The 19,740-nt window shown below is 53.3% G+C and carries 22 protein-coding genes; 2 read left to right on the top strand and 20 right to left on the bottom strand.

The annotated features are described in order from the left end of the window. Window positions 1-68: 68 nt before the first annotated feature. From ycfP to hinT, 6 genes are read right to left on the bottom strand one after another with little or no spacing between them, the layout of a single operon-like run. Entirely contained in the window at window positions 69-611 is a 543-nt protein-coding gene (ycfP, locus tag C5523_RS10495) for an alpha/beta hydrolase YcfP (RefSeq protein ID WP_041851713.1), read from the bottom strand. A 39-nt stretch (window positions 612-650) separates the two neighbouring features. Continuing rightward, entirely contained in the window at window positions 651-1,676 is a 1,026-nt protein-coding gene (nagZ, locus tag C5523_RS10490) for a beta-N-acetylhexosaminidase (protein WP_071195478.1), read from the bottom strand. Between the two features lie 2 nt (window positions 1,677-1,678). After that, window positions 1,679-2,503: a thiamine kinase gene (gene thiK, locus C5523_RS10485; protein WP_108701075.1), complete on the bottom strand. Its 825-nt coding sequence runs from the start codon at window positions 2,501-2,503 to the stop codon at window positions 1,679-1,681. Beyond that, on the bottom strand, window positions 2,484-3,146 hold the full coding sequence (lpoB, locus tag C5523_RS10480) for a penicillin-binding protein activator LpoB (protein ID WP_041851715.1): 663 nt from the start codon (window positions 3,144-3,146) through the stop codon (window positions 2,484-2,486). The genes thiK and lpoB overlap by 20 nt, the downstream gene beginning before the upstream one ends. A 10-nt stretch (window positions 3,147-3,156) precedes the next feature. Continuing rightward, window positions 3,157-3,531 (bottom strand): YcfL family protein, encoded by a 375-nt coding sequence (locus C5523_RS10475; protein WP_041851716.1) that lies wholly within the window; start codon window positions 3,529-3,531, stop codon window positions 3,157-3,159. 1 nt (window position 3,532) lies between these two features. Continuing rightward, the gene (gene hinT, locus C5523_RS10470; protein ID WP_090087896.1) at window positions 3,533-3,892 is read right to left on the bottom strand and encodes a purine nucleoside phosphoramidase; all 360 of its coding nucleotides are present in this window, start codon (window positions 3,890-3,892) and stop codon (window positions 3,533-3,535) included. A gap of 335 nt (window positions 3,893-4,227) precedes the next feature. Here hinT and fhuE point away from each other — a divergent pair, with 335 nt between their 5' ends. Next, window positions 4,228-6,408, top strand: coding sequence for a ferric-rhodotorulic acid/ferric-coprogen receptor FhuE (gene fhuE / locus C5523_RS10465; protein WP_079496443.1), 2,181 nt, complete (start codon window positions 4,228-4,230; stop codon window positions 6,406-6,408). Window positions 6,409-6,590: 182 nt separating this feature from the next. On the opposite strand, the gene ptsG is transcribed toward fhuE, so the two are convergent. From ptsG to yceD, 14 genes are all read right to left on the bottom strand, one after another. Next, window positions 6,591-8,024 carry a PTS glucose transporter subunit IIBC gene (gene ptsG / locus C5523_RS10460; protein ID WP_041851719.1) on the bottom strand — a complete coding sequence of 478 codons (1,434 nt, stop codon included), beginning with the start codon at window positions 8,022-8,024 and terminating at the stop codon, window positions 6,591-6,593. Between the two features lie 298 nt (window positions 8,025-8,322). Next, window positions 8,323-9,117, bottom strand: a complete 795-nt coding sequence (locus C5523_RS10455) for a metal-dependent hydrolase (RefSeq protein ID WP_108701074.1) — start codon at window positions 9,115-9,117, stop codon at window positions 8,323-8,325. Between the two features lie 10 nt (window positions 9,118-9,127). After that, complete coding sequence (gene holB, locus C5523_RS10450; RefSeq protein WP_108701073.1) at window positions 9,128-10,132, bottom strand: DNA polymerase III subunit delta'; 1,005 nt, start codon at window positions 10,130-10,132, stop codon at window positions 9,128-9,130. After that, on the bottom strand, window positions 10,129-10,770 hold the full coding sequence (gene tmk, locus C5523_RS10445; RefSeq protein WP_108701072.1) for a dTMP kinase: 642 nt from the start codon (window positions 10,768-10,770) through the stop codon (window positions 10,129-10,131). The genes holB and tmk overlap by 4 nt, the downstream gene beginning before the upstream one ends. Next, entirely contained in the window at window positions 10,760-11,782 is a 1,023-nt protein-coding gene (gene yceG, locus C5523_RS10440) for a cell division protein YceG (RefSeq protein WP_108701071.1), read from the bottom strand. Before yceG ends, tmk begins: the two co-directional genes overlap by 11 nt. Continuing rightward, window positions 11,779-12,594, bottom strand: a complete 816-nt coding sequence (pabC, locus tag C5523_RS10435) for an aminodeoxychorismate lyase (protein ID WP_071195442.1) — start codon at window positions 12,592-12,594, stop codon at window positions 11,779-11,781. Before pabC ends, yceG begins: the two co-directional genes overlap by 4 nt. Before the next feature lie 127 nt (window positions 12,595-12,721). After that, window positions 12,722-13,963 carry a beta-ketoacyl-ACP synthase II gene (fabF, locus tag C5523_RS10430; RefSeq protein WP_108701070.1) on the bottom strand — a complete coding sequence of 414 codons (1,242 nt, stop codon included), beginning with the start codon at window positions 13,961-13,963 and terminating at the stop codon, window positions 12,722-12,724. A gap of 89 nt (window positions 13,964-14,052) precedes the next feature. Then, window positions 14,053-14,289 carry an acyl carrier protein gene (gene acpP, locus C5523_RS10425; RefSeq protein ID WP_000103754.1) on the bottom strand — a complete coding sequence of 79 codons (237 nt, stop codon included), beginning with the start codon at window positions 14,287-14,289 and terminating at the stop codon, window positions 14,053-14,055. A 154-nt stretch (window positions 14,290-14,443) separates the two neighbouring features. Then, complete coding sequence (gene fabG, locus C5523_RS10420; RefSeq protein WP_041851726.1) at window positions 14,444-15,178, bottom strand: 3-oxoacyl-ACP reductase FabG; 735 nt, start codon at window positions 15,176-15,178, stop codon at window positions 14,444-14,446. A 12-nt stretch (window positions 15,179-15,190) separates the two neighbouring features. Beyond that, the gene (gene fabD, locus C5523_RS10415) at window positions 15,191-16,120 is read right to left on the bottom strand and encodes an ACP S-malonyltransferase (RefSeq protein ID WP_108701069.1); all 930 of its coding nucleotides are present in this window, start codon (window positions 16,118-16,120) and stop codon (window positions 15,191-15,193) included. 16 nt (window positions 16,121-16,136) lie between these two features. Further along, window positions 16,137-17,090 carry a beta-ketoacyl-ACP synthase III gene (locus C5523_RS10410; protein WP_041851728.1) on the bottom strand — a complete coding sequence of 318 codons (954 nt, stop codon included), beginning with the start codon at window positions 17,088-17,090 and terminating at the stop codon, window positions 16,137-16,139. 6 nt (window positions 17,091-17,096) lie between these two features. Then, a complete protein-coding gene (gene plsX / locus C5523_RS10405) occupies window positions 17,097-18,131 on the bottom strand; it encodes a phosphate acyltransferase PlsX (protein WP_072039780.1) in 1,035 nt (344 codons plus the stop codon). Window positions 18,132-18,195: 64 nt separating this feature from the next. Then, a complete protein-coding gene (gene rpmF / locus C5523_RS10400) occupies window positions 18,196-18,369 on the bottom strand; it encodes a 50S ribosomal protein L32 (RefSeq protein WP_020457446.1) in 174 nt (57 codons plus the stop codon). A 51-nt stretch (window positions 18,370-18,420) separates the two neighbouring features. After that, a complete protein-coding gene (gene yceD, locus C5523_RS10395) occupies window positions 18,421-18,942 on the bottom strand; it encodes a 23S rRNA accumulation protein YceD (RefSeq protein WP_041851730.1) in 522 nt (173 codons plus the stop codon). A 141-nt stretch (window positions 18,943-19,083) separates the two neighbouring features. Here yceD and C5523_RS10390 point away from each other — a divergent pair, with 141 nt between their 5' ends. Further along, complete coding sequence (locus tag C5523_RS10390) at window positions 19,084-19,668, top strand: nucleoside triphosphate pyrophosphatase (RefSeq protein WP_041851731.1); 585 nt, start codon at window positions 19,084-19,086, stop codon at window positions 19,666-19,668. Window positions 19,669-19,740 lie beyond the last annotated feature (72 nt).

The raw sequence follows: 19,740 nt of genomic DNA, 5'->3' as shown, positions 1-19,740 counted from the left end.
AAAACGTGCGCTAAAACATGGGGGCAAAGACAGCAAAACAAAGCCCGACGAGTGTCGGGCTGAGGGGATTAACCGAGTGTTTTAAAAGCTTTAATTCGCTGCAGGTGCGGCGAGATATTTTTAAACTTGTGCGTCTGTTCTTCGTCCCAGACAATTTCATAGTAATGGTGCAGAACGTCCGATGAACGCTGGCTGTCCAGCGCTTCATCACGGCGAGAAAGGATAGCCAGACAGCGATCGCGATTTTTCTCGCGAAAGTTCGACACACACTTGGTGGCAATGTCGAGGTACTCTTCCGGCCGGTCGATCTTGCCTTCCATGTTCTCAAACGGGAACAAATTAGGGTTGAACATAACCTGCCGAATGTCGCACAGGAAACCAATGCGCTCCGCCCAGTATCCTCCCAGCCCCACGCCGCAAATGAGCGGCCGTTCATCCACGTTTAGCTGCAGCATTTTGTCCACCTCTTTTAACAAATGCTGCATATCATGCTTCGGATGACGCGTGCTGTAACTGATCAACCTGACGTCCGGATCGATAAATTGCAGCTGCAACACCTTCTCATGATTTCCAGGACTGTTTGAGTCAAAACCGTGCAAATAGATGATCATTGTATCCTCACCCTACTCCAGTACCCCGCCTACAAAGGTTCACTGAGCCGACTTGTATTCCTGCCAACGCGCATGGAGTTGCTCCAGTTCACGGTTGGCAGCCTTCCAGCGTTCAGAACTCAGCAATTCCTGACGGGAAAATGAACCTTTATGATACAATTTCGTAACACGCTCTGCTTTGATCGGCGACAGGTTATCCAACACACTCACTGCGCCCTTACGATTATTACAGACCAGGATCATATCGCAACCTGCATCCAGCGATGCCTGTCCACGCTCAGCATAGCTGCCCATGATCGCCGCGCCTTCCATCGATAAATCGTCTGAAAAAATCACGCCATCAAAATTGAGTTCACCACGCAGCACCGTTTTCAGCCAGTAGGGAGAACCGCTGGCCGGGCGCGAATCCGCATCCGTATAAATAACGTGCGCAGGCATAATCGCATCCAGCTTGCCCTGTTCAATCAACGTGCGGAATACCGCCATATCTTTGCTGCGGATCTCCGCCTGAGCACGCGGATCGCGCGGCGTCTCTTTATGTGAATCGGCCGTCACAGCACCATGTCCCGGAAAATGCTTACCGGTGGTTTTCATGCCCGCGCTGTGCATACCATCAATGAAACGTCCTGCGATAGAGAGCGCTTTTGCCGGATCTTCATGGTAAGAGCGTTCGCCAATCGCCGCGCTGATATGGCCCACATCAAGCACGGGCGCGAAACTAATGTCGATATCCATCGCAATCATCTCGCTTGCCATCAGCCAGCCCGCCTCTTCTGCCACTCTGCCGCCCTCTTCCATTCCCAGCAGTGCTGCAAAAGATTGTGCTGCCGGCAGTTGGGTAAATCCTTCACGAAAACGCTGGACCCGCCCCCCTTCCTGATCGACCGCGACCACCAGGCGATGATGCGACGCGGCGCGGATCTGGCGGACCAGTTCGCGCAACTGCGCCGGATCGTGATAATTGCGGGTAAACAGAATCAGGCCACCCACCAGCGGATGCGCCAGAATTTCGCGCTCTTCCGCATCCAGTTCGTAGCCTTGCACATCTAACATGACCGGACCCACACTCACCTCTCTTTTCCTTTCATCTTTAACTGGCGCCATGCATCATCGGCCAGCGTTATAAATTGTTGATCGCCCGTCTGCTGCAAGCGGCATTCAAACCAGCCCGCCATCAACATTGCTATCCACGGACGCCAGCGAACGACCTGGCGCCATAATTGCGTTTCATCGAGCATGGCACAGCGTGCGTATTCAGCCACCAGTTCACGGCGCTGATGCTCACTCCCGGTCCAGACAGCTGCCAGCTCCATCGCGATATCACCGTCACCGGCATACTCCCAGTCGATCAACCGCAACCCGTCCTGGCTGTGCACCAGGTTACCCGCATGGACATCCATATGTAATGGAGCCAGTCGCAAGGGTAGCGGCTCGCCCTGGCACCTGCGTGCTTTTAATTGCTGCAGCCAGAACAGCGTACGGCGCGACGGCAAACATTGCTGCCAGTACGTTTCCAGTAAAGGCAACAGGTTAAGACGCCAGCCAAAGGGAGGACAGCGATGCAGATCATACAGTAAGGCCGCCAGGTTATGGCTATCCGGCAAACTGCTTTGTACATCGCCTGGAATATAATCTATCGCCATCCAGTCTTTAGCGAAGAAGTGCGGTTGCGGTGCGATGTGACGCGGTAATCGTTTAAGCGCGCGATACTGGCGCAGAAAGGGTGACGATGTCGCCTGATGCTGTTGACGTAAAACCAGACGATGATGACCGCTGCTGATAAGACAGCTCCCGCCACTCAGGCCAGTATCCTGGCCTTCGACGGGAGCATAATGCGGGAAATAGCGTGACAACAGCGCGTCACGCGTAAGATTATTGTTGCTGAACCGCACCTTTACCTGACCAGACAATTTCGCCAGTCTGCACCAGCATCAGTTGCATTTGCAGCGTCGGCGCATTGGCATTACCTGTCGCACTGGAATACAGCACGTACTGGGCCCCTACATTGCGGGCAATACCAATAGCTTTACTGCGTGTACCGAGACTATCCTGCGGTGACAGGCCCAGTTGCTGCTTGGCAATTGACAGTTGCTGCGCCGAAACCAGCGTAAACTTGCCATTGTTGGTCAGCGCGCTGCGCAGGGTTTCAGTTGCTTCGCTGGTGTTCACCGAACCGTTTGTCCGGTTATTCACACTGTCAACGAGCAGTACGTTACCCGCCGAGGCTCCGCTCGCTTGCAACATTTTACCCATCATCGGCTGTACGGCGCTGTTCCAGTCATAGTGACGTTCACGCGGCGTCGGCTGAGTCGTTTGATCAGGGTGTTCGATTGGCCCAGGTTGCTCCGGGATCGACGGAACAGACGGCACCGTCGGTACAGGTTGCGACGGCTGCGGTTGTTGCGGAACAGGCTGTTGCGGCGTTGGGTTCGCTTGTTCAACTGGCGCGGGTTCTTGCTCGCCGCGCGTAATACACCCGGAAAGGATAACGGCCACTGTGGCCAGCAGCGCGAAACGTCCTAATGTTTTAATCAATTTTCACCCCTTATAGATAGAGATAAAGTCTGACCTTGTGCGCACCCAGGAAATTTGCATTTCCATAAAGTGTGACAGCGGAGTGCGCCGGGATCGTGATCCTACGCGGTTCTTCGAGCGGGTGCATTTCCAGGCCTCTGGCGTCGTACCAGTAAAAACGGTAATTGATGGTTACCGGCTGCGCGCGTTCATTGAACAGGCGAGACGAGGCAGAGGGCTGGATTTCCTGCGTGCTCAGCGTGGGGGAGTCAGCGGTGATACCTGCGGCCAGAACATTGGCTTCCATCACCAGCGTTTGATCATTGGCCACCGGGATCGCAGGACGCGAGCCACAGCCGACTAACGCCAGGGCCGTCACCAGAAGTGCAACGCGTCCGTTGATCATATCACTCGCCTTTATGTGCCAGCATCGGGCCTAAGGGGCGACCACCCAACAAATGCATATGGATATGCCAGACTTCCTGTCCGCCGTGGCGGTTACAGTTCATGATGAGGCGATACCCATCTTCCGCAATACCCTCAGCACGGGCAATTTTTGCCGCTACGGTCATCATCCGTCCCATCGCCTGTTCATGCGCTTCGGTAATGTCATTAGCGGTAGGAATGAGGATATTCGGCACAATCAGAACATGCGTCGGAGCCTGGGGAGAGATATCACGGAAAGCGGTAACTAATTCATCCTGATAGACGATGTCCGACGGAATTTCCCGACGGATAATCTTACTAAAAATGGTTTCTTCGGCCATGACGTTTTCCTTTTTATACGCGCGGGCGAAACCGCCCCATCACGAGATACAGTGTAGAGTATGAGCGAGATTCTCCGGCTGTTTCAACTATAACGCTCTTTTTCTTCAAGATTTCGCCACCGGCTGGTGGTGTTATAACCAACCCTTACCCATAACCGCGTTAAATCAACCACTCAGCCACGGATATTACATCTGTTTACATCTCAAGTATGAATGCGTATATTTCGCATTTGCATTTTCATGCGCGTTTATTAACTGAAAAATAAAAACAGACCGGACGCCGACAATGCATCGCGATCCGGACAATCCCGTTCACATACCATTAAGGGTTAATAATGTCTTTCACCATTAACGCCAGGAATGAGCAGCGTCCGTTTAACAGCGCGCCATCATTGCTGGCCGTTTGTATTGGGCTCGCGTTGACACCAGCCGCAGGTTTTGCAGCATCCACATCCGGCACTGATGAGACCGTTATTGTTGAAGGCGCATCCGGCGACCAAAGCGATACCCACCAGGACCAGGATTATAGCGTTCAGACCACCACCACCGGCACTAAACTGCTGCTCGTGCCGCGCGATATCCCGCAGTCGGTAAGCGTTATTAGTCAGCAGCGTATGCAGGATCAGAACCTGAACTCAATCGGGCAAGTATTGACCAATACCACCGGCGTCACCGCGCAGGTACAGGACAGCGATCGCACCGTGTTTTATTCACGTGGCTTCTTTGTCAGCAACTACGCCTACGACGATCTTCCAACCTCCATTAGTGAAGTCTGGAACTTTGGCGACACCGCCGCCGATACCGCCATCTATGACCGTATTGAAGTGGTACGCGGCGCGACGGGTTTGATGTCCGGTACTGGTAACCCGGCGGCCTATGTCAACATGGTGCGTAAGCATGCGGATAGTACTGAATTCAAAGGTAACGTGTCCGCCACTTACGGTAGCTGGGATAAACAACGTTATATCCTTGATCTGCAGGCTCCGCTGACCGAATCGGGCAAAGTACGTGGCCGCGTCATTACCGGTTACCAGGATAATGACAGTTGGGTGGACACATACCACTACCGTAAGAAATTCATCTACGGTGTTGTTGATGCTGACGTAACCGACAGCACCACCTTATCGCTGGGATATGAATATCAGGAAAGTCAGACTGACAGCCCCACCTGGGGCGGTCTGCCGACCTGGTACGCCGATGGCAGCAAAGCGAAATATGACCGCAGCACAACCGTTGCGCCAAACTGGGCCTATTCCGATAAAGACAACACCAAAATCTTCGCCAACCTGACGCAGCGTTTTGGCAATGGCTGGGAAGCGCATGTTAACGGTATGCATGCGGAAACCAATTTCGATACCAAAACGATGTATATGTACGGTTATCCGGATGAAGCCACAGGCCTGGGAATGGTCGGTTACGGCGGCTGGAACCGGGGTGAGCGTAAACAGGATGCCATTGATGCCTTCATGCGTGGCGGTTTTGACCTGTTTGGCCGCCAGCATGAGTTGATGTTCGGCGCAAGCTACAGCCGCCAGCGTAACCATTATGACAATTCCCTGCCGGACACACCTGGGACGATTGTCGATGTGGGCTCATTCAACAGCGGCTGGAGTGGTAATATTGCCGACCCGGCATGGACACCATGGGCGCTGTATAGCAAGGACGATATTCGTCAGTCTTCTGCCTACACCTCTGCGCGTGTCTCGCTGGCCGATCCACTGCACCTGATCGTGGGCGCACGTTATACCGAATACAATATTCGCTACAACCCGTCAGGTTCACCTTCTACCCGGCTTGAAAGCACCAAAGACGATGTCACACCGTATGCAGGCCTGGTCTATGACATCAACGAAGACTGGTCCGCATACGCCAGCTATACCGAGATCTTCCAGCCGCAGGACAAACGTGACGCATCCGGGCGCTATCTCGATCCAACCACCGGTAAGAGCTATGAAGCGGGTGTGAAAGCAGACTGGTTTAGCACCCGCCTGACAACGTCCCTTGCCGTGTTCCGTATCGAGCAAGACGGTGTCGCCAGTAATACGTACACTTACATGCCAGGCGGGGAGTCCATCTATGAATCCCTGGATGGCATCGTCAGTAAAGGTATCGAATTTGAGCTGAACGGTGCGCTGACCGATAACTGGCAGTTAACCTTCGGTGCGACTCGCTTTATTGCCGAAGACAAGCAGGGCAAGGCAGTCAGTTCCGATCAACCGCGAACCACCATGAAGTTGTTTACCCGCTATCAGTTGCCGGCACTGCCTGAGTTAACAATCGGCGGAGGGGTAAACTGGCAGAACAAAGTCTGGACCGACGTGTCAGATACCCAGCGCGCAGAACAAGGCAGCTATGCACTGGTGAATCTGTTCGGGCGCTATCAGGTCACTAAAGATTTCGCCGTCCAGGCAAACCTGAACAATGTGTTTGACCGTGAGTACTACGATTATGTAGGCAGCTATACCGTCTACGGCGCACCGCGTAATTTTTCCCTCAGCGCCAGCTATAGCTTTTGATGACGGCGTTCAGATGCTAACCCCTGCCCGTTAGTTCGCTGACGGGCTTTTTTATATCTCATTGCCCTTCACCTTTCTGACGTGACAGATGACCTTCTTGTCTCATTTGCCTTAAATGTAAAAACCCTTGAATGTAAAAAAGGCAGCCTTTCGGCTGCCTCAGTCTCCCCAGACTTTACGGCTTAGTTGCTACGGATGTACTCATCCATTTCGGTTTTCAGGTTATCGGATTTAGTACCGAAAATTGCCTGTACACCAGAACCAGCAACCACCACACCTGCCGCGCCCAGTTTTTTCAGACCAGGCTGGTCAACTTTTGCCACATCGGCAACGCTAACGCGCAGACGAGTGATGCAAGCATCCAGGTTAGTGATGTTTTCTTTACCGCCGAACGCAGCGACCAGTGCCGGAGCCATTTCGCTGGTTGCGCCAGCTTTAGACTCTTCGGACGCATCTTCACGACCCGGGGTTTTCAGATCCAGCGCTTTAATCAGTACGCGGAACACGGTGTAGTAAATCGCTGCATAGCACAGACCTACAACCGGGAACAACCACAGTTTGCTGCCGTTACCGGACAGGACGATGAAGTCGATCAGGCCGTGAGAGAAGGACGTACCGTCACGCATACCCAGCAGGATACAGATCGGGAATGCCAGACCAGCCAGAATCGCATGGATTGCGTACAGGATCGGCGCAACGAACATGAAGGAGAACTCGATCGGCTCGGTGATACCGGTCAGGAACGAGGTCAACGCTGCGGAGATCATGATACCGCCCACTTTCGCGCGGTTCTCTGGTTTAGCAGAGTGCCAAATCGCGATAGCAGCAGCCGGCAGGCCATACATTTTGAACAGGAAGCCGCCAGACAGTTTGCCCGCAGTCGGGTCGCCTGCCATGTAACGCGGGATATCGCCGTGGAATACCTGGCCTGCTGCGTTGGTGAATTCGCCGATCTGCATCTGGAAAGGAACGTTCCAGATATGGTGCAGACCAAACGGTACCAGGCAGCGCTCGATGAAGCCGTAGATACCGAACGCAACAACCGGGTTCTGGTAGGCAGCCCATTGAGAGAATTCCTGAATAGCAGTACCAATCGGTGGCCAGATGAAGGACAGCACAACACCGAAGATAATAGCGGCCAGACCGGAGATAATCGGAACAAAACGCTTACCGGCGAAGAAGCCCAGATACTCAGGCAGCTTGATACGGTAGAAACGGTTAAACATATACGCAGCGATGGCACCGGCGATGATACCACCGAGGACACCGGTATCTGCCAGGTGTTTAGCCGCGATTTCTTCTGCAGGTAAATGCAGTACCAGAGGCGCAACCACGGACATGGTTTTCACCATGATGCCGTAGGCCACCACAGCAGCAAGACCGGATACGCCATCGTTATTGGTGAAGCCAAGAGCAACACCGATAGCGAAGATCAGCGGCATGTTAGCAAAAACAGAACCGCCTGCTTCGGCCATTACGTGAGAAACCACTTCTGGCAGCCAGCTGAAGTTAGCAGACCCGACGCCCAGCAGGATACCTGCGATAGGCAGTACGGATACCGGCAGCATCAGCGATTTACCGACCTTCTGCAGGTTAGCAAATGCATTCTTAAACATAATTGAGAGTGCTCCTGAGTATTTGTGCTTTTTTTACGCTTTTGCGCATTGGCACGGGGGGAGAACCGTGCTGTGAACAGGACATCTAAGTGCCCTTTATTTATTACACAGAGTAAAATAAATCCGCATAAGTTTGTTTGACGGCTATCACGTTTCAGTTAGCGCCAGAGGCAAAACTTTCATAGATTTACAAAACCCATTACCGAATGTGTCAAAAAAAGCGTTCACCGCCTCTTTTGTGGCGGTGAACTTTACTCTCATTACCTATTAATTACGAGCACTAAAATAAGCTGAAAATTCAGAGGGATTGCAGGCGGGCCGGATCGAAATGGAACAGTCTGGCGAAGTTTTCTGTGGTTTGTTGCGCCAGTTCATCGACCGAAACGCCCTTCAAAACTGCCATGTATTCAGCAACATCCCGGACATACGCCGGTTGGTTTTCTTTACCGCGATGAGGAACCGGTGCCAGATAAGGTGAATCTGTCTCCACCAGCAAACGATCGAGCGGAACGTAACGCGCCGCATCACGCAGTTGCTCCGCGTTACGGAAGGTGACGATCCCGGAAAACGAGATATAGAAGCCCAGATCTAATAACTGACCTGCCGTTTCCCTGTCTTCCGTAAAACAGTGTAGTACGCCTCCGCAATCCGTCACCTTTTCTTCGCGAAGGATAGCCAGCGTATCTGCCCGCGCATCACGGGTGTGAACAATTACCGGCTTATTCAGCTCACGACCAATACGGATATGATCACGAAACGACGCCTGCTGGCGGGCTTTGGTTTCCGGCGTGTAATAATAGTCCAGACCCGTTTCACCCATTGCCACAACGCCTTCTTCTGCGGCCATGCGGCGTAAATCTTCCACCGCATAGTCTTCATCCTGATTGAGCGGATGTACGCCGCAGGAAAAAGCCACATCGCTACGCTCTCCCACCAGGTCACGCATACTGCGGTAACCCGGCAGTGTCGTCGCCACGGCGAGGAAGAATTTCACGTCGCGGGCCGCGGCTTTTTCTAGCGCGTCATTAACATCCGTATGTAACGACTGATAATCCAGGCCATCAAGATGGCAATGGGAGTCGACTAAAAACATAATCTCTCTCTTAGAAATGCTGTCCGGGCAACGTAGCGCCGGGTTGCAGGTAACGCTCAATGCGTAATAAAAGGTCGGTCAATAACAATTCACGGTTGACGCCCACTACGGTCATCAACTGTTCGCGGCATTCAACCGCCGCGTGAAGGCAGGCTTGCAGGCGTTCGCCATTAAACTGGCTGGCAAGCTGGCGCACCAGCATTATCGCATCCATATTCGTCAGCAATGTTGCGCCTTGCTGAACCTTGAGGGCATCGAGCAGCAGTGTCGCCAGCCAGTGCAGGCGTTCGGCCACCTGTTCGTGGTTCAATATCGCCAGTAGCGAAAGCCAGTCGCCATTATTGAGTATCTGCCCAAGGGACTGACACAGCGCCTGACGCGGTGCGAGGTTGTCCGCCTGCAGCAGTTGCTCTGCCGCACCGGGTGCGCCGCCACACAGGCGTAATGCGCTGACAATAGTCTCTTGTGACGCGCTGTGCTCGCGAGCAAGCCAGGCGCAGGCATAGTTCTCGGCAGGCGGCGCGAGGTGATGCATCCGACAGCGGCTACGCAAAGTTGCCAGTAAGCGCGCCGGTTCGCGACAGCTCATAAAGAACCAGGTCTCTTTCGGCGGCTCTTCCAGCGTTTTAAGCAGGGCATTTGCCGCGGCGTCTGTTAAAAGCGCGGCGTCCTGAATCCAGACCACTTTAGCGCCACCAAGACGGGCGTGTTCATACAGTTTTTCGCTGACCTCGCGCACCGCGTCGATCCCGAGCGTGGTCTTGCTCTTTTCTGGTGCTAACGGGTAATAATCCGGATGCGTCCCCGCCTGCATTAACTGGCAGCCCCGGCAATGGCCGCAGCTTTTGGCATTTTCCGGATGCTGGCAAAGCAGATAACGGCTCAGCGCATAGATCAGCGCATCGTCACCCATTCCCGGTAGCGCGTGGACCAGCAAGGCATGATGTCCGCGACCGGCATGATAACTGGCGACCAGTTGCTCATAATCCGCTCGCAGCCACGGGTACCATCTCATGCGCCCTGCTCCTGCACCCAGGCGGTGACAGTCTGGCGGATATCCGCCACCACGTCTTCGAGCAATTGCGTGGCATCGATGGTTCGAATGCTGTCATCTGCCGCCGCCAGTTCAAGATAACGGGCACGTGTGCGGTTGAAGAAATCCAGAGATTCCTGTTCAATGCGGTCCAGCTCACCGCGAGCACGGGCGCGCTTGAGTCCGACTTCGGGCGTCACGTCCAGGTAAAGCGTCAGGTCCGGGCGGAAATCACCCAACACCGCGTCGCGCAATGTTGCCAGCATGGTCTGGTCAACGCCACGTCCACCGCCCTGATAGGCTTGTGTAGAGAGGTCGTGACGATCGCCAATCACCCAACTTCCGTTGGCCAGTGCCGGTTTAATCACCGTCTCCACCAATTGAACGCGGGCAGCATAAAACATTAATACTTCGGCCTTAACCGTAATCGTCTCATCGCCAACAGAACGAATGTCCAGTACCAGGCTGCGCAGTTTTTCTGCCAGTTGCGTACCGCCCGGCTCGCGGGTGAAAACCATCTCCTCTACGCCCAGTTGACGTAGCGTGTCGACCACGACATCACGCGCGGTGGTTTTTCCTGCCCCTTCGAGCCCTTCAATGACGATGTATTTACTGCCCATTTTTTTCCTTAAGTACTTTTAAATAGTCCTGCACTGACCGATTGTGGCTCGCGAGATTAGTGTTAAATGTGTGACCACCCTTGCCATCAGCGACAAAATAGAGATACGGCGTTTTTGCCGGGTGCGCCGCGGCTTTCAATGAGGCTTCGCCAGGCGTGGCAATCGGGCCCGGCGGCAGGCCGCTGATGATATAGGTATTGTACGGCGTTGGCGTTTCCAGATCGGCACGTGACAACTTACCATTATACCGCTCCCCCATCCCGTAAATCACGGTGGGATCCGTTTGTAGTCGCATCCCAATTCGCAAACGGTTAATAAAGACCGATGCGACTTTATCGCGCTCGCTGGCCACCGCCGTCTCTTTCTCGATGATAGACGCCATCGTCACCATCTGGTTTTTATCCTGGTAGGGTAACCCCTCCGTACGCCCTTCCCACGCCTGATCAATCGCCCGCACCATTTTTTGGTGCGCACGCTTGAGCAGTGCAATATCCGTGGTATTTGCGGTATACATCCAGGTGTCCGGCCAGAACCACCCTTCTACCCAGTCCGCATGCTCGAAATCCAGCGCCTTCGCAACCGTCGCGTATTCATCATCTTTCAGGGTGTGCTTGATATAGGGTGCGTCACGCAGTTGCTGCAGATAATCACTTAGCCGCATCCCCTCAACCAGACGGAGTGGGAACTGCGCCTCTTTGCCGCTTTCCAGCAACTGGAGCATGTCACGCACCGTCATAGTAGGGGTAAACCGATAGGTACCGGCTTTAAAGTGCGAAAGATCAGGCTCCACGCGCAGCAACCACTGGAACACGCGTGGGCGGTTAATCACCTTCTCGTTATAAAGCTGTTCACCCAACGCAACGCGCCCGGTTCCTGCTTCCAGTGTAAAAATAGTCTCCTCTTTAATGAGGAGCTTAGTGTCGGCCAACTGGCGAACTTTCCATATACCCGCGCCTGCCGCAATCACCAGGACCAGCAGAAGAAGAAGTACAACGCGCAACATTTTTTTCATGACGATATCGGATGCTCACAAAGAGGGGCTAAAAATTGGTACAACTCCCGGGAAGTCCAGCTTATGCCCTCCCACGCGCGCACGGGGATCACGGGCATTAATGCATTACAGATGATGACTTCATCAGCAGTGTTAAGTGCATCTGGCGACGCATTGATTTCGACAACGCGATAGTCGGAAGATGCCAGTTGGCGCAGACAAAATTGCCGCATGATGCCATCAACGCCAGCCTGACTCAGGTTTGGGGTAAAGACATCGCGGCCTTTGCGCCAGAAAATATTCGCGGCACAGCATTCCGTAACCCACCCTTCACTGTCAAGAACCAGCGCCTCGTCACCGTGAGATTGCTCAAGATAACGGCGGATCAGAACCTGCTCCAGCCGATTGAGATGTTTGATGCCAGCAAGATGCGGGTTGCGCCCCAGACGTACCGGGCTGAGTGACAGCGTAACCCCCTCTTCTCGCCAGCGAGTGTAATGCGTCGGATACGCAGAAACGCTGAGAATACGTGTCGGACTCTGGCACCCGGCTCCGCTATAACCACGTCCACCACCGCCCCGGCTGATAATTGCTTTCAGAACCCCACTCGTCCTTCCCGCGGCGAGACGACGCATTTCGTCTTCCAGCGTTTTCCACTGGTTAAAAGGGATAAAGAGCCTGTCACAGGCGAGTTTCAGACGATGCAGATGTTCAGCCAATAGACTGATAGTGCCGTTGTCGATACGCGCCGTCGTGAAACAGCCGTCGCCAAACTGAGTCGCTCTGTCATTTGCGGCAAGAAATGTCTGCTCGCAACCATTAATCAACAACATAGAGGCTCCTTATGCGTGGCTGATTAGTGTGGCAGGACACTCTGCGCAGGACAAGCGGAGAAAACTGAATAAAAAAGGCCCGCAGTGCGGACCTTTTTACAGGCTGGGGTAATAGACAGCGCTACGCTCAGACCTTTTTGAAGATCAGGGAGCCGTTAGTACCACCAAAGCCGAAGGAGTTACACAGCGTGTACTCCAGACCATTTACCTGACGGGCTTCGTGCGGAACGAAATCCAGATCGCAACCCTCAGACGGGTTATCCAGGTTGATGGTCGGCGGAACAGCCTGGTCGCGCAGTGCAAGGATAGAGAAGATAGACTCTACCGCGCCCGCAGCACCCAGCAGGTGGCCCGTCATAGATTTGGTAGAGCTAACCATAATGCGGCTTGCTGCATCACCAAACACGGATTTAACCGCCTGCGCTTCAGCTTTGTCACCCGCCGGGGTCGATGTCCCATGGGCGTTTACATAACCGATTTGGCCAGGTGCAAGGCCCGCATCACGAATGGCGTTGACCATCGCATCAGCAGCACCCGCACCGTTTTCCGGCGGAGAGGTCATGTGGTAAGCATCGCTACTCATGCCGAAACCAACGATTTCCGCATAAATTTTCGCACCGCGTTTTTTCGCGTGCTCATACTCTTCAAGCATGATAATGCCTGCGCCATCGCCAAGAACAAAACCATCACGGTCCTGATCCCACGGACGGCTCGCAGCCTGAGGATTATCGTTGCGTGTAGAAAGCGCACGTGCCGCACCAAAGCCACCCACGCCCAGCGGGGTACTCGCTTTTTCTGCGCCACCGGCAAGCATCGCATCCGCATCGCCATAGGCGATCATACGTGCAGCATGGCCGATATTATGCACACCAGAGGTACAGGCTGTGGCAATCGAAATACTTGGGCCGCGGAGGCCAAACATGATGGTCAGGTGACCGGCCACCATATTAACAATCGTCGACGGGACGAAGAACGGGCTGATTTTACGCGGGCCACCATTCACTAAAGAACTGTGGTTTTCCTCAATCAGGCCGAGACCACCAATACCGGAACCAATAGCGGCACCGATGCGGGTTGCGTTCTCTTCCGTCACTTCAAGGCCAGAATCCTGCATGGCCTGAACGCCAGCGACAATTCCATATTGAATAAAGTCATCCATCTTGCGCTGTTCTTTACGCGAGATGATGTCTTCACAGTTAAAGTCCTTTACTAAGCCAGCAAATTTCGTTGCGTAGGCGCTAGTATCGAAATGGTCGATCAGGCTGATGCCACTCTGACCGGCAAGGAGAGCTTTCCAGGTAGACTCTACGGTATTGCCGACAGGAGACAACATGCCCAGTCCGGTCACAACTACACGACGCTTAGACACGGTTGTCCTCCAGGGAGGGAAAAAAGATTAAGATTAGGGGGATAAAAGATAAAACTCAGGCGGTCGAATGACCGCCTGGAGATGTTCACTTACGCCTGGTGACCGTTGATGTAATCAATGGCAGCCTGAACGGTGGTGATTTTCTCAGCTTCTTCGTCCGGAATCTCAGTATCAAACTCTTCTTCCAGAGCCATTACCAGCTCAACGGTGTCAAGAGAATCAGCGCCCAGGTCTTCAACGAAGGAAGCATTGTTGGTAACTTCTTCCTGCTTAACGCCCAGTTGCTCGCCGATAATTTTCTTAACGCGTTCTTCGATAGTGCTCATACTCTTAAATTTCCTATCAAAACTCGCTTTCGCGATGGTTTTCGTAGTGTATAAAATGTTGAAAAATTTGCAACTAAATCCCGGCAGTTCGTACCACGATTTTACGCTATTTTGAGGCCTTTCGCCCTAATAACGCAAATAATTTTAATCGTGGTTAAACCATATACATTCCGCCGTTGACGTGCAGGGTCTCACCAGTGATGTAACCTGCTTCGTCAGAGGCTAAAAATGCAACCGCGCTGGCGATTTCCTGAGCACCGCCAAGGCGACCCGCTGGAACTTGCGCCAGAATACCCGCACGCTGATCTTCGGTCAGCGCACGCGTCATGTCCGTTTCAATAAAGCCCGGAGCAACAACGTTCACAGTAATCCCGCGTGATGCGACTTCTCGCGCCAGCGATTTACTGAAACCAATCAGACCCGCCTTCGCCGCAGCGTAGTTTGCCTGACCAGCATTTCCCATGGTACCAACCACAGAACCGATAGTGATGATACGACCATGACGCTTTTTCATCATAGCGCGCATCACCGCTTTTGACAGACGGAAAACCGATGACAGGTTAGTTTCGATAATATCGTTCCACTCGTCATCCTTCATGCGCATTAACAGGTTGTCGCGAGTGATACCGGCATTATTGACCAGGATATCAACTTCGCCAAACCCGGCACGAATGTTTTCCAGCACAGATTCAATAGATGCAGGATCGGTCACATTCAACATCAGACCTTTACCGTTGGCACCTAAATAATCACTAATAGCCTGAGCGCCATTTTCGCTGGTTGCAGTACCGATAACCTTCGCGCCACGAGCAACAAGGGCTTCCGCGATTGCGCGGCCAATGCCACGGCTCGCGCCGGTAACCAGCGCGACTTTTCCTTCAAAACTCATGGTTTTCCTCTTTTATTGCGCAAGTGCCTCTGACAGCGCGGCTGGCTCATTAAGCGCAGACGCTGTCAGGGTATCAACAATACGTTTTGTCAGACCGGTAAGCACTTTACCTGGGCCAACTTCATACAGGTGCTCAACGCCCTGTGATGCCATAAATTCAACGCTTTTGGTCCATTGCACCGGGCTGTAAAGCTGACGCACCAGCGCGTGACGAATTGCTTCCGGCGACGTTTCGCATTTCACATCAACGTTGTTTACAACCGGAACCTGCGGAGCGCTGAACGTGATTTTTTCTAATTCCGCCGCCAGTTTCTCTGCAGCAGGTTTCATCAGCGCACAGTGGGATGGCACGCTGACCGGCAGCGGCAGCGCGCGCTTCGCGCCAGCAGCTTTACAGGCAGCACCCGCACGATCAACCGCATCTTTGTGACCTGCGATAACAACCTGGCCCGGAGAATTATAGTTTACCGGAGAAACAACCTGCCCTTGCGCGGACTCTTCACATGCTTTGGCGATGGACGCATCATCCAGACCGATAATTGCCGCCATAGCACCAGTACCTTCCGGCACGGCTTCCTGCATGAATTTACCGCGCAGTTCAACCAGACGCACCGCGTCTGCAAACGGGATAACACCTGCACAGACCAGTGCAGAGTACTCGCCCAGGCTGTGGCCGGCCATCAACACAGGGGTTTTACCGCCCTGTTGCTGCCACACACGCCATAAGGCAACGGAAGCCGTCAACAATGCAGGCTGCGTCTGCCAGGTTTTATTCAACTCTTCCGCCGGCCCTTGTTGAACAAGTGCCCACAGATCGTAGCCAAGTGCCGCAGAGGCTTCACGGAATGTCTCTTCAACAACCGGGTGAGTTGCTGCCATGTCAGCTAACATACCCACGGTTTGAGAGCCCTGTCCCGGGAACACAAATGCAAATTGCGTCATGTTTTTATCCTTAGTACTAGAAACGAACCAGCGCAGAGCCCCAGGTGAAACCACCGCCAAAGGCTTCCAGCAGAATCAATTGGCCGCGCTGAATGCGCCCGTCGCGAACCGCTTCATCCAGCGCACAAGGGACAGACGCCGCAGAAGTATTACCGTGACGATCGAGTGTCACCACCACGTTATCGAGCGACATGCCCAGTTTTTTGGCTGTCGCGCTGATAATGCGCAGATTTGCCTGATGCGGCACCAGCCAGTTCAGCTCGCTGCGCTGCAAATTATTCGCTTCGAGGGTTTCGTCGACGATGCGAGAAAGCTCAGTCACCGCCACTTTAAAGACTTCGTTTCCTGCCATTGTCAGGAAAATAGGACTCTCTGGATGCACACGATCGGCATTCGGCAGCGTTAACAGTTCGCCGTAGCTACCGTCAGCATGCAGATGCGTAGAGATGATACCCGGCTCTTCGGATGCGCCGAGCACAACTGCGCCCGCGCCATCGCCAAAAATAATAATGGTGCCACGATCTTCAGGGTCGCAGGTACGCGCCAAAACGTCAGAACCGATCACCAGCGCATTTTTCACCGCGCCCGATTTTACATATTGATCGGCGATGCTAAGCGCATAGGTGAAACCCGCGCAGGCAGCAGCAACATCAAATGCCGGGCAGCCTTTCACGCCTAACATGTTCTGCACCTGACATGCGGCGCTAGGGAATGCATGCGTTGCGGAGGTGGTAGCGACAATAATCAGACCAATCTCATCCGCACTGATATCTGCCATCTCCAGAGCGCGCTTTGCAGCTTCAAACCCCATGGTGGAGACGGTTTCATCTGGCGCAGCAATACGGCGTTCACGAATACCTGTGCGGGTGACAATCCACTCGTCAGACGTATCCACCATTTTTTCCAGGTCGGCGTTAGTTCGCACTTGTTCAGGCAGATAGCTGCCGGTACCAATAATCTTCGTATACATGTACGCTCAGTCTTTTTCCGGTAACACAGATTCCAGGCGAGCGGCAATTCGCCGGGGAACTTGCCGCTGCACCGCCTGCACTGCCTGTTCAATCGCGACGGTAAATGCTCGCTGATTGGCAGCACCATGACTCTTAATCACCGTGCCGCGCAATCCTAACAGACAGGCGCCATTATACTGGTCGGGGTTGAGGTGACTGAATCGCCTGCTCAGGCTTTTTTGTAACCAACGCTTTAATAAAATCAGCCACCACGACCGTTTTTTCCCTTCACCCTGAGATTTCAGCAGCGAAAGAAACACTCTGACAACACCTTCCATCGTTTTTAATGTGACGTTTCCCGTAAAACCGTCACAAACCAGTACATCCGTTTTACCGGTGAGTAATTCGTTCGCTTCCAGATAACCAATATAGTTAATCGTCGGAACCGCTTTTAAAATCGCTGCAGCATCGCGAATGTTGTCATGGCCTTTGGTCTCTTCTTCACCAATGTTCAGAAGCGCCACGCGGGGGTTAGCGATCTCCAAAACTTCTTCTGCCATCACCGCACCCATTACTGCAAACTGCGCCAGCATCTTGCCATCGCAGTCGACGTTGGCGCCTAAATCGAGCACCACCGTTTTCCCTTTCTGCTGGTGCGGTAAAACAGTCACCAGCGCGGGACGCTCAATGCCCTCAATGGGTTTGAGCAACATTTTAGCCAGCCCCATCAGCGCGCCGGTATTACCAGCACTGACGCAGGCCTCGGCACGACCTTCTTTTACAAGCTCCAGCGCCATACGCATTGAACTGCCGCGACTGTTGCGGACAGCTTGCGAGGGGCGCGCATCGCTGGCAATAACTGACTGTGCGGGAATAACAAGCAAGCGCGAGCGTTGCTCGAAATCAGCTTTGGCGAGCAATGGTGTGATAGCGTCGGGATCGCCGACTAAAAGAAGATTAAGATGCGAATTAGAGTTCAGTGCCTGCAAAGCTGCAGGCACTGTCACGGAAGGGCCAAAATCGCCCCCCATGACATCTAACGCCAGGGTTAGACGAGTCAAGGTATCGGTAAATCCCCGTTTTCACGGGGAAATCCTCACTAAGTTTGATCACGCTTGCGCGTGATTACTTAGTGATTACCTTGCGACCGCGGTAGAAACCGTCGGCGGTAACGTGGTGACGCAGGTGGGTTTCACCAGAGGTTTTGTCTACAGACAGGCTGGTGACTGCGGTCAGCGCGTCATGAGAACGACGCATGCCACGTTTGGAACGGGTTGGTTTATTCTGTTGTACGGCCATGGACCTTACTCCTTAATTACGATTTACCCCCGTTTGAGCGGGGAAAACCTATTACTTACGCTTTAAGCTGGCTAATACGGCAAATGGGTTTGGCTTTTGCGCTTCATCAGGCAATTCACCAAAGACCATGTCCGCCTCGGACACTTCACAGTGTTCAGAATCATGCACCGGAACTACGGGCAAGGAGAGGATGATTTCATCTTCAACCATCGCCAGCAGATCGATTTCACCGAAGTCGTTAACCTCAATCGGTTCATACGCTTCCGGCAGTGCTTCAGCCTGTTCGTCGGAACGGACAGGACTAAAACAATATGTTGTGTGAACCTGATGGGTAAACGGCTTGCCGCAACGCTGGCATTCGAGGGACACCGTCACTTTCGCATCACCGGTTATAACCGCGAGGCGTTGGTTGTCGATGGCGAACGAAATGGAGCATTCCACATCACTGTCCACACTGACTACAGATTCGGCGACACGCTCAACCTGATTGGGCAGATAGATGCCCTCATAATCAAGGCGTTTCTGAGCCGTGCGAACCGGATCGAGAGTCAGGGGTAATTTTACCTTTTGCATAGGGCGCGCATATTAACTTTGTAACGTCATAGAGTCAAAGAAAAAGGCAGCCTGAGGTTGCCTTTTGCCAATAATTCGCACACATTGCGGCCTACAGTTTAAAATGCCTGTCATGGTTAAGCCATATTTGGTGAAAAAAATATGTCAGATATTGTTCTTGCATCGACATCGCCCTGGCGTCGTGCGTTATTAGAGAAGCTCGGGCTGGCGTTTGAATGTGCCGCGCCACTGACCGACGAAACCCCACAACCCGGCGAGTCCCCCCGCCACCTCGTGCTGCGACTGGCGCAAGAGAAAGCGCAATCGCTGGCCCAACGCTTTCCCCACCATTTGATTATCGGATCTGATCAAGTGTGCATGCTGGAAGGTGAAATTACCGGCAAGCCGCTGACCGAAGAAAATGCACGTCAGCAATTAACCCGGGCCAGCGGAAATATTGTGACATTTTATACCGGGCTGGCGCTGTTTAATTCCGCAACGGGTCATTTACAAACCGAGTGCGAACCTTTCGATGTGCATTTTCGCCACCTGAGTGCCCAGGAAATAGAAGACTACGTGCGTAAAGAAAACCCTCTGCACTGTGCGGGAAGCTTTAAGAGTGAAGGTCTTGGGATTGCGCTTTTTGACCGCCTGGAAGGTCGCGATCCGAATACGCTGGTTGGCCTGCCGCTGATTGCACTGTGCCAGATGCTGCGCCGGGAAGGCTGTAACCCGCTATCGCGCTAACCAATCTGCTCATGGCTGAGGTTATGTAAGGAAAGTCGGATGGTAACAACCATCAGATAGAATAAAGGCGGT

Source organism: Phytobacter sp. SCO41, assembly GCF_003073275.1.
Lineage (GTDB): Bacteria > Pseudomonadota > Gammaproteobacteria > Enterobacterales > Enterobacteriaceae > Phytobacter > Phytobacter diazotrophicus.
Note: the sequence above shows the minus strand (reverse complement) of the source record. Positions and strands in the feature narration are given on the sequence as shown.

Bases quoted from the DNA above. Each gene is read 5' to 3' on its own strand.
- ycfP (WP_041851713.1), bottom strand. From the start codon at position 611: ATGATCATCTATTTGCACGGTTTTGACTCAAACAGTCCTGGAAATCAT.
- C5523_RS10475 (WP_041851716.1), bottom strand. From the start codon at position 3,531: ATGATCAACGGACGCGTTGCACTTCTGGTGACGGCCCTGGCGTTAGTC.
- hinT (WP_090087896.1), bottom strand. From the start codon at position 3,892: ATGGCCGAAGAAACCATTTTTAGTAAGATTATCCGTCGGGAAATTCCG.
- fhuE (WP_079496443.1), top strand. From the start codon at position 4,228: ATGTCTTTCACCATTAACGCCAGGAATGAGCAGCGTCCGTTTAACAGC.
- ptsG (WP_041851719.1), bottom strand. From the start codon at position 8,024: ATGTTTAAGAATGCATTTGCTAACCTGCAGAAGGTCGGTAAATCGCTG.
- C5523_RS10455 (WP_108701074.1), bottom strand. From the start codon at position 9,117: ATGTTTTTAGTCGACTCCCATTGCCATCTTGATGGCCTGGATTATCAG.
- holB (WP_108701073.1), bottom strand. From the start codon at position 10,132: ATGAGATGGTACCCGTGGCTGCGAGCGGATTATGAGCAACTGGTCGCC.
- tmk (WP_108701072.1), bottom strand. From the start codon at position 10,770: ATGGGCAGTAAATACATCGTCATTGAAGGGCTCGAAGGGGCAGGAAAA.
- yceG (WP_108701071.1), bottom strand. From the start codon at position 11,782: ATGAAAAAAATGTTGCGCGTTGTACTTCTTCTTCTGCTGGTCCTGGTG.
- pabC (WP_071195442.1), bottom strand. From the start codon at position 12,594: ATGTTGTTGATTAATGGTTGCGAGCAGACATTTCTTGCCGCAAATGAC.
- acpP (WP_000103754.1), bottom strand. From the start codon at position 14,289: ATGAGCACTATCGAAGAACGCGTTAAGAAAATTATCGGCGAGCAACTG.
- fabG (WP_041851726.1), bottom strand. From the start codon at position 15,178: ATGAGTTTTGAAGGAAAAGTCGCGCTGGTTACCGGCGCGAGCCGTGGC.
- fabD (WP_108701069.1), bottom strand. From the start codon at position 16,120: ATGACGCAATTTGCATTTGTGTTCCCGGGACAGGGCTCTCAAACCGTG.
- C5523_RS10410 (WP_041851728.1), bottom strand. From the start codon at position 17,090: ATGTATACGAAGATTATTGGTACCGGCAGCTATCTGCCTGAACAAGTG.
- rpmF (WP_020457446.1), bottom strand. From the start codon at position 18,369: ATGGCCGTACAACAGAATAAACCAACCCGTTCCAAACGTGGCATGCGT.
- yceD (WP_041851730.1), bottom strand. From the start codon at position 18,942: ATGCAAAAGGTAAAATTACCCCTGACTCTCGATCCGGTTCGCACGGCT.
- C5523_RS10390 (WP_041851731.1), top strand. From the start codon at position 19,084: ATGTCAGATATTGTTCTTGCATCGACATCGCCCTGGCGTCGTGCGTTA.